Genomic DNA, 8,742 nt, shown 5'->3' with positions numbered 1-8,742 from the left:
TTGACGAACGGGTTGACGAACGGGGTGATGAACCGGTCGACGCAGTCGCGGATGAACCCGTCGAGCTGTCGATCGTGACCTCTGATGGCGACGGGGCACCTGAGACCACACGGGCTGTACCTGCGTCGGCGCGGGAAACCATTCGTCTGGGCGACGATGGTGACGACTGGGCAATGGAGGCAGTGCCCGTTGCCCAGGCGCTGGGTCGTGCCGACCGAGAAGATGGAGTCCGAGACGTCGTCATCACCGACCGGGGACCTGCGCCCGATCGAACGACCATCGCCATCGGCGGTGACGACGTCCTGCCCGATGCTGTCTATCTCGATGGCGACTTCGACGGTGACTTCGACGGCGATGACTCGGGCACCGTCTTCATCGATGACGATGGAACCGGCGACGCCATCGGTGTCAAGGACGCAACCACGCCAGGGATCGAGCCGCGTCTCCGCCAGCGCCGCATCGGGGTCAACCGGGCTGCGAATCGTAAGCGCATCAAGTGGGTGGGGCTCATCGGTGTCGGCGCTTTCATTCTCCTCGGCGTCCTGACCGTGCTGGGGTCGAGCTGGTTCGCGATCAACGATGTGGACGTGACCGGGGCCGTGTACACCGACGAAAACCGACTGGAACTTGTCGTGGATGAACTCTTGGGAACACCTGCGCTGTTGGCCGATACCGAACAGGCCGAGCAGGAACTCGAGTCGATTCCATGGGTCCAGAATGCGCGCGTTCGTGTCGACTTCCCGAACGCAGCGACGATCGAGATTCGTGAACGAACACCGGTTGCCACCATGGCGGGCATCGACGGTCGGTTTCGTGTGCTGGACAACGAAGGGCGAGTACTCGATGTGATCGAGGGTCAGCCCGTCGCCTTCGTCCTCATTGGAGGTCCATCGACGCTTGACCTCGCCGCCGGTGAGTTCGCTCCGGTCGGTCAGGCCTCGGCCGCATCGCTGGTGACCAAGCTCACGCCCACGCTGCGTCCACACGTGCTGTCGATCGACGTCACGGACGACGGTGCTGACCTTGTGCTCTTCCTCGAACCCAGCGCATGGGCTGAGCAGACCAGCCCGATCCGGGTACGCTTCGGCTCAGCCATCGGCGACGGGGATCAGATCGATAAGCTCGTCAGGCTCGAAGATCAGCTCGACGACCTTCCCGCTGGCACGATCACCGAGATCAACGTGGCCACCACAGAGGTGACCGTATTGTGATGGTCCCAATCGCAACCCACAGAACCTGGCATGATGTGACACTCATGAACAACTCACTCGAAGGGAACCGCTGATGGTCGGCGCTCCACAGAATTATCTTGCCGTGATCAAGGTCATCGGAGTCGGCGGCGGCGGCGTAAATGCCGTCAACCGCATGATCGATGCCGGACTCAAAGGCGTTGAGTTCATTGCAGTCAACACGGATGCCCAAGCGCTTCTGATGAGTGACGCCGATGTCAAGCTCGACATCGGTCGCGATCTCACGCGTGGCCTGGGTGCCGGTAGCGATCCCGAAGTTGGACGCGAAGCTGCTGAGGCCCACAAAGACGAGATCGAAGAGATGGTCAAGGGCGCCGACATGGTGTTCATCACCGCCGGCGAAGGTGGAGGCACCGGCACAGGTGCTGCGCCGGTCATCGCCGAAGTCGCCCGCGAAGCCGGAGCTCTCACCATCGGTGTTGTCACCCGACCATTCTCCTTCGAGGGTCGCAAGCGTGCGGTGCAGGCTGACAACGGGGTGGGGCGTCTCAAAGAAAAAGTCGACACGCTCATCGTCATCCCGAACGATCGCCTGCTCACTGTCGCCAACGACAAGACCAGTGTGCTCAACGCGTTCAAGATGGCAGACGAGGTGCTGCTGCAGGGCGTGTCGGGCATCACCAGTCTCATCACCACGCCGGGCTTGATCAACACTGACTTTGCCGACGTCAAGATGATCCTGTCCAACGCTGGGTCAGCGCTGATGGGAATTGGTCAGGCCAGTGGCGACGAGCGCGCGATGTCGGCTGCCAAGGCTGCCATTTCCAGTCCGCTGCTCGAGTCCGCCATCGATGGCGCACGGGGCGTGCTGCTCAACATCACCGGCCCGTCGAGCATGGGCCTCTTCGAGATGAACGCTGCCGCCGAGATCATTCACGGCGTTGCGCACCAGGACGCCAATATCATTTTCGGTACGGTCATCGACGACGAGATGGGCGACGAAGTGCGCGTCACGGTCATCGCCGCCGGATTCGATCGAGTCGAGGGGCAGGGGAGCGGTACCGCTGGCTCGGCCGATCTCGGGCTGCGCAGCACCACACCGACGCGGATCACTGAACTCTTCGGCGACGGCGACAGCGATCAACCCGACCCGCTTGACGACGACGATGACGATTTCGACGTCCCGTCGTTCCTGAAGTAGTTCGATCCTGGCGATCGACCTTTTCGATCGCGTCATCGGCAACCGCCGCCTTCGGGTGGTCGTATCAGATCGCCACGATGGAGACTTCCATCCGCATCGTGTCGCACCTGATGCCCTTGCTGCGCGCCAGCGTGCGCTCATCGGTCGTCCGTTCTGGATGGTCGATCAGGTCCACGGGACAGCGATGATCGACGCTGACGCAGCCAATCGGTGGCCCATACTCGGCAGAGCCGATGTGATCGTGTCGAACGGCTGGTCTTCGAGACCCGTTGGAGTGTGGGCAGCGGATTGTGCGCCCATTGCGCTGTTCGGCGCTGCCGGCACCGTGGTGGGAGCCCACGCCGGTTGGCGGGGGTTGGCCTCAGGAGTTGTCGATGTGGCTGTCGACGTGTTGTCGCGTCGTGGCGAGTCTGTGGTGGCAGCGGTGATCGGACCGATGATTCACCCGGAGTGCTACGCGTTTGGTTCGGACCAACTGGCTGCAGTTGCGCGTGGCGTCGGCGCGGAAGCCGAAGCGATCACATCGGTCACCTCCGATGGTGGTGCTGCGCTTGATGTTCCCGCAGCAGTCGCCGCTGCGCTCGGACGCCGCAACCTCACGCCGGACGTGCTCGGCGACTGCACGGGATGTGACCCTCGCTGGTTCTCCCATCGGGTTCGAGGCGACATTGAACGCCATGCTCTCGTGGCGTGGATCGAACCGGCGCGTGGCACAGTGGAACCATGACCGAGCGGCTTGGTGGAGAGTTCCGTGGACTCGACGAGCGACTCGCCGTGATCCAGGCGAGGATCGCGGCCGTTGAGCGCCCGTTCGAGCACGACGTCGAGGTGATTCCTGTGACCAAAGGCTTTGCTGGCAACGCCATCGAGGCAGCAGTCGACGCTGGCTGTCGAACGGTGGGCGAGAACTACGCACAGGATCTGCTGTCGAAGGCTGATCTGATCCAACGGTTGGGCGTCGCTGTGCAGTTCATTGGTCACCTGCAGTCGAACAAGGTCCGTCAATTGGTCGACATCGTGTCGCTGTGGTGCACCATTGACCGGCGATCGATTCTTGATGAAGTGGCCAAGCGTGCTCCGGGTGCGCGCGTGTTGATTCAGGTCAACGCCACCGGCGAATCGCAAAAGGGCGGCTGTCACCCTGCAGAGGTTGCCGCGCTGGTTGATCAGGCGGGCGCTGCAGGGCTTGTCATCGAGGGTCTCATGACGATCGGCCCGACCGGCCAACCGCCGGCCGCAGCGAGGCGGCCGTTCGAGATCGTGCGTGCGCTTGTTGACGAACACGAACTCGACATCTGCTCGATGGGCATGTCGGGGGACATCGAAATGGCAGTCGAGTGCGGCTCGACGCAGGTGCGGGTCGGATCGGCTCTGTTCGGACCTCGTCCGGTGTCCGCAATCTGAGACCGGTCGTGCTGTATCCTCCCCGGCAAGCAGGAGGATTGCATGCCCATCTGGAAAAAGACCATGGACTACCTGGGTCTGGGTCCTGACGACACATACGACGACTACGACGAGTTTGACGAGCCGGAGCCCCCGGCCCGTCAGCGAGCACCGCGTGATGACACGCGGGGCCAGCGCACTCGCGGGCCAGAGCCTGAGCCCACCGTTCGTACGGTTGCACCCCGACCGAGTTTCCCATCACGCGACTTCGACGCATCGGCTGCGGCGCGTCGGCCTCGCCCGGAGAGCCCCGCGGGGCGCGATGACTCAGGCGTGCAGATTCGCCCCAACGACCAGCAACCACCACCGCCTCAACCGGCATTGCGAAGCGTCCCGGGAGGGTCCATGGAGCCGCACACCGTTCGCCCACGTCGTTTCGACCAGGCACAAGAAGTTGCCGACAAGTTCAAAGACGGTCAACCCGTCATCATGAACCTCGAGGGGACCGATCGGAGCGTGGCGCGCCGCCTCATCGACTTTGCCAGCGGCATTTGTTATGCGATGGACGGCTCGATGGAAAAGGTCGCCACCGGCGTGTACCTCCTCAAGCCCGCACCGCAGCACCAACCGCGTTATGACGAGTACGACGACTGATCGGGAAGAACAAAGATGGAGATGAATCCACAACGAGTTCGGTCTGCGGAGTTTCGCACCGTCAAGAAGGGCCTGGACCCCGACGATGTCCAGTTGTTCCTGAACGCTGTCGCCGATGAACTCGAGCGTGCTCAGAATCAGTCCACCGCGATGGAAGCGCGGGCGCGCGCTGCGGTGGCTCGGCTCCAGGAGCTCGCTGATGACGCGGGATCGCAGTCCGACGCGAGCGCCGAGATCCTGCGTCCGTCCGAGGCAGTTGCAGAGCCGGATGTGGTGACGGCGTCGGTCGATCAGTCTGAAACGATCAGTCGCACGCTGTTGCTTGCCCAACGCACCGCCGATACCACGGTGGCCGAAGCTCGTGCCGAGGCAGAACGTCTCCGAACCGAAGCTGAGGCTGAGGCCACACAGCAGATCGATTCGTCCCGCGAGATGGCCGAATCGTTGCTGGTCGAGGCCCGAGTCGAGGCCCGTCAGGTCGGCGAAGAAGAACGCGCCGCAATGGAGGGCGAGGTCAACTCCTTGCTCGCTCGTCGCGACTTCCTCGAATCTGATGTCGATCATCTTGAGCGGTTCCTGGTCGATCAGCGGGCCCGACTGCGCGAAGCCGCCAGTCAGATCGTCGATCTCACCGAGCGTGTTCCAGGTGGTCTGGGCGATGTCCGTCGTCCGTTGGTGTCGGGTGCCAGTGACGATGTCGCAGCCGCCGTGGAGACGTCGACGACAACGAACGCAGCTCCGGAGGAAGCGCCGGTCGCCGAACCCTCGGCTGCAGCAGAGCCTGAGCCAGCGACTGAAGTAGAGCCTCAGCCAGTGGCTGGAGTCGAGCCCGACGAAGAAGCGGAAGATTTGTGGTTTCCCAATGCGGCTGATGAACCGATGCCGGTCATCGACCCCGAGGAGGGTTCGCGCAGCCGATTGTCGTTCGGCGACAACGCAGACTGACGGTCCGCGCCCGCGTCGATAGAGTCACCCGGGTGTCATACCCCGAGGTCGATCCGCAACCGAACTTCCCCCAGCTCGAGCAGCACATTCTCGAAGGGTGGGAGGCCGACAATACGTTCCAGGCCTCGATTGACCAGCGGCCTGCGGGCGACGATGGTGACAACGAGTTCGTCTTTTACGATGGGCCACCGTTTGCCAACGGTTTACCGCACTACGGCCACTTGCTGACCGGCTACGTCAAGGATGCGATCCCGCGTTATCAGACGATGCGTGGTCGGCGTGTTGAGCGTCGCTTTGGGTGGGACTGTCACGGTCTGCCGGCAGAGGTGAAGGCCGAACAGGAACTCGGCATCTCAGGCCACCCCGAAATTGCGGCGTACGGCATCGACAAATTCAATGATGCCTGCCGTGCGAGCGTGCTGCAGTACACCGATCAATGGCGGAGCTATGTCGGGCGTCAGGCGCGCTGGGTTGACTTCGACAACGACTACAAGACACTCGATCTCTCCTACATGGAGAGCGTGATGTGGGCCTTCAAGACGTTGCACGACAAGGGTTACGTGTACGAGGGATTTCGCGTGCTCGCGTACTGCTGGCGGTGTGAGACCCCACTGTCGAACACCGAGACTCGGATGGACGACGTCTACAAGGATCGTCAGGACCCAGCGCTCACCGTGCAGTTCACGCTCGAGTCGGGCGAGCACATGGTTGCCTGGACGACGACGCCGTGGACGCTGCCGTCGAACCTCGCCCTCGCAGTCGGGCCCGACATTGACTACGCGGTCCTCGATCGCAATGGTGAGCGGTACATCATGGCCGACGCCCTCGTCGGGGCGCACGAGGCAGAGTTCGGCGACGCCGAGCGTGTCGACACACTCAAGGGAAGCGATCTCGTTGGACGCCGGTACACGCCGCTGTTCGACTATTTCACAGACACCGAACTCCACGGCACCGAAAACGCCTGGCAGGTGCTGGCCGCTGATTTCGTTTCGACCGAGGACGGCACCGGCATCGTGCACTTGGCGCCCGGATTCGGCGAAGACGACCAAATTGTCGCGAACGAAGCAGGCATCCCCACCTTGTGTCCCATGGACGAGCACGGGTGCTACACCGCCGAGATCGGCGACTATGTCGGGACGCACGTCTTTGATGCCAACAAGCAGATCATCGCGGGCCTGAAGGAGCGAAACGTCGTTGTGCGTCACGCCACCTACGACCACTCGTACCCACATTGCTGGCGCTGTGCCCAACCCCTCGTCTATCGCGCCATCTCGTCCTGGTTCGTGCAGGTCACGGCCTTCCGCGATCGCATGGTTGAGCTCAACCAGGAGATCACCTGGCAGCCCGCCCACATCAAGGACGGCAGCTTCGGCAAGTGGATCGAGAACGCACGCGACTGGGCAATCAGCCGCAACAGGTTCTGGGGGTCGCCGATCCCGGTCTGGCGTTCAGACGATCCTGATTATCCGCGCATCGACGTCTACGGATCGCTCGAACAACTCCAGACGGACTTCGGTCATTGTCTTGCAGGAGGTGAGGTCACGGACCTGCACCGCCCTCAAATCGACGAGCTCGTCCGCCCGAACCCCGACGACCCGACCGGGAAGTCGATGATGCGGCGCGTCCCCGAAGTGCTGGATTGCTGGTTCGAGTCGGGCTCGATGCCCTTTGCCCAGGTGCACTATCCGTTCGAGAACCAGGAATGGTTCGAGAATCACTACCCAGGCGATTTCATCGTCGAGTACATCGGACAGACACGTGGCTGGTTCTACACCCTGCATGTCTTGGCGACAGCCCTCTTTGACCGGCCGGCGTTCTCAAACTGTGTCAGCCACGGCATCGTGCTCGGAGACGACGGCGCGAAGATGTCGAAAAGCCTCAACAACTACCCTGACCCGCGGGAGATGTTCGACCTGCACGGCGCAGATGCCATGCGTTGGCACTTGCTCAGTTCGGCCATCCTGCGCGGTAGCGATGGCATGGTGACCGAAACGGGCATGCGCGACACCGTTCGTCATGTGCTGCTCCCGCTCTGGAACTCGTGGTACTTCCTCACCTTGTACGCCAACGCAGCAGACCACCAAGGCGTCCACCGCACCGACTCTCCGAACGTGCTTGACCAGTATGTGATGGCCAAGACTCGCGATCTCGTCGCGGCGACAACTGCGTCGCTCGACGCCTATGACCTGTTTGGGGCGTGCCAGCAGGTGCGTGACTACCTCGACGTGCTGACCAACTGGTATGTGCGGCGCAGCCGCAGCAGGTTCTGGGAAGGCGATCACGACGCCATCGATACGATGCACACTGTCCTGTCGGTTCTCGTGCGCGTTGCGGCGCCGCTGCTGCCATTCATCTCCGAGTCGATCCACGGCGGCCTCAATGCCGATGGCACCAGCGTTCACTTGCTTGATTGGCCGTCAGTTGACGAGCTTCCTGCCAACGGTGATCTCGTCGAGTCGATGGACTTGGTACGCGATGTGTGCTCGGCAACGCTCTCGGTCCGCAAGGCCAACCAGCGCCGTGTTCGCCTCCCACTGAACTCGGTCACGGTTGCGACGTCCGGCGCGGATCGGCTGGCCGCGTTCACCGATGTCATCGCCGATGAGGTGAACGTCCGCAATGTCGTTCTCACCGACGATGTCGCCTCGGTCGCGACTGAGCAGCTCCAGTTGGTGCCCAAAGCCCTGGGTCCGCGGCTGGGCAAGGAAGTCCAGACGGTCATCAAGGCCCACAAGACCGGTGATTGGAGCGTCGAGGACGGCACGGTGAAGGTGGGCGGCGTCGAGCTCCTCGAGGGCGAATATACGCTCGCACTCGTCGCCGACGACAGCATGGGTGACGGAATGGCCAGTACTGGCCTGGGTCGTTCGGGTGGTGTTGTGGCCCTCGACATTCAGGTCACTGACGAACTCGAAGTAGAGGGACGCGCCCGAGACCTGATTCGACTCGTTCAACAGGCTCGGCGCGACGCCGACCTCCACGTGTCCGACAGGATTGCGCTGACGATCAGCGCGGAGACCGCCACCGTCGACGCAGTTGCTCGCCATCATGATCTGATCGCTGCTGAGACCCTGGCCACGAGCGTGCAGGCAGTAATCGACGACGGATGCGCAGAGCCGAAGATTGTCGTGGCGAAGACGACGGAGTGATACCAGGGTATGAACGCGATCGCACACCTGTTCCGGTAGAGTCCAGCGCTCAATACCGCCGCAAGGAGCGTTGATGGCCGCACCGAAGAAGTCGAAAACAGCGACAAAGAAGAAGTCCGCCGCAAAGGCGCCTGCTGCCAAGAAGGCCGCATCAAAAAAGGCCGTGCCAAAGAAGGCAGCAGCAAAAACTGCGACGCCGAAGAAGGTCGCGGCCAAGAAG

Annotated in this window: 7 protein-coding genes; all 7 read left to right on the top strand. The window is 62.5% G+C overall.

Going from position 1 to position 8,742, the window contains the following annotated elements:
• The coding region (locus ACH2DW_RS14875; RefSeq protein ID WP_394930531.1) for a cell division protein FtsQ/DivIB at positions 1 to 1,211 on the top strand (1,211 nt) is incomplete at its 5' end.
• A gap of 73 nt (positions 1,212 to 1,284) precedes the next feature.
• Positions 1,285 to 2,391 (top strand): cell division protein FtsZ, encoded by a 1,107-nt coding sequence (gene ftsZ / locus ACH2DW_RS14870; RefSeq protein ID WP_394930530.1) that lies wholly within the window; start codon positions 1,285 to 1,287, stop codon positions 2,389 to 2,391.
• 184 nt (positions 2,392 to 2,575) lie between these two features.
• Positions 2,576 to 3,118 (top strand): polyphenol oxidase family protein, encoded by a 543-nt coding sequence (locus tag ACH2DW_RS14865; RefSeq protein ID WP_394930529.1) that lies wholly within the window; start codon positions 2,576 to 2,578, stop codon positions 3,116 to 3,118.
• Positions 3,115 to 3,795, top strand: a complete 681-nt coding sequence (locus ACH2DW_RS14860) for a YggS family pyridoxal phosphate-dependent enzyme (RefSeq protein ID WP_394930528.1) — start codon at positions 3,115 to 3,117, stop codon at positions 3,793 to 3,795. Before ACH2DW_RS14865 ends, ACH2DW_RS14860 begins: the two co-directional genes overlap by 4 nt.
• 42 nt (positions 3,796 to 3,837) lie before the next feature.
• Positions 3,838 to 4,428 carry a cell division protein SepF gene (locus tag ACH2DW_RS14855; RefSeq protein ID WP_394930527.1) on the top strand — a complete coding sequence of 197 codons (591 nt, stop codon included), beginning with the start codon at positions 3,838 to 3,840 and terminating at the stop codon, positions 4,426 to 4,428.
• A gap of 21 nt (positions 4,429 to 4,449) precedes the next feature.
• Positions 4,450 to 5,373, top strand: coding sequence for a DivIVA domain-containing protein (locus ACH2DW_RS14850; RefSeq protein ID WP_394930526.1), 924 nt, complete (start codon positions 4,450 to 4,452; stop codon positions 5,371 to 5,373).
• A gap of 32 nt (positions 5,374 to 5,405) precedes the next feature.
• Positions 5,406 to 8,522, top strand: coding sequence for an isoleucine--tRNA ligase (gene ileS, locus ACH2DW_RS14845; RefSeq protein WP_394930525.1), 3,117 nt, complete (start codon positions 5,406 to 5,408; stop codon positions 8,520 to 8,522).
• Positions 8,523 to 8,742: the final 220 nt, after the last annotated feature.

The sequence above is a fragment of the uncultured Ilumatobacter sp. genome (assembly GCF_963980585.1).
GTDB lineage: Bacteria > Actinomycetota > Acidimicrobiia > Acidimicrobiales > Ilumatobacteraceae > Ilumatobacter_A.
Note: the sequence above shows the minus strand (reverse complement) of the source record. Positions and strands in the feature narration are given on the sequence as shown.

Excerpts from the sequence above, each read along its gene's own strand:
- ftsZ (WP_394930530.1), top strand. The coding sequence starts at position 1,285 with ATGGTCGGCGCTCCACAGAATTATCTTGCCGTGATCAAGGTCATCGGA.
- ACH2DW_RS14865 (WP_394930529.1), top strand. The coding sequence starts at position 2,576 with ATGATCGACGCTGACGCAGCCAATCGGTGGCCCATACTCGGCAGAGCC.
- ACH2DW_RS14860 (WP_394930528.1), top strand. The coding sequence starts at position 3,115 with ATGACCGAGCGGCTTGGTGGAGAGTTCCGTGGACTCGACGAGCGACTC.
- ACH2DW_RS14855 (WP_394930527.1), top strand. The coding sequence starts at position 3,838 with ATGCCCATCTGGAAAAAGACCATGGACTACCTGGGTCTGGGTCCTGAC.
- ACH2DW_RS14850 (WP_394930526.1), top strand. The coding sequence starts at position 4,450 with ATGAATCCACAACGAGTTCGGTCTGCGGAGTTTCGCACCGTCAAGAAG.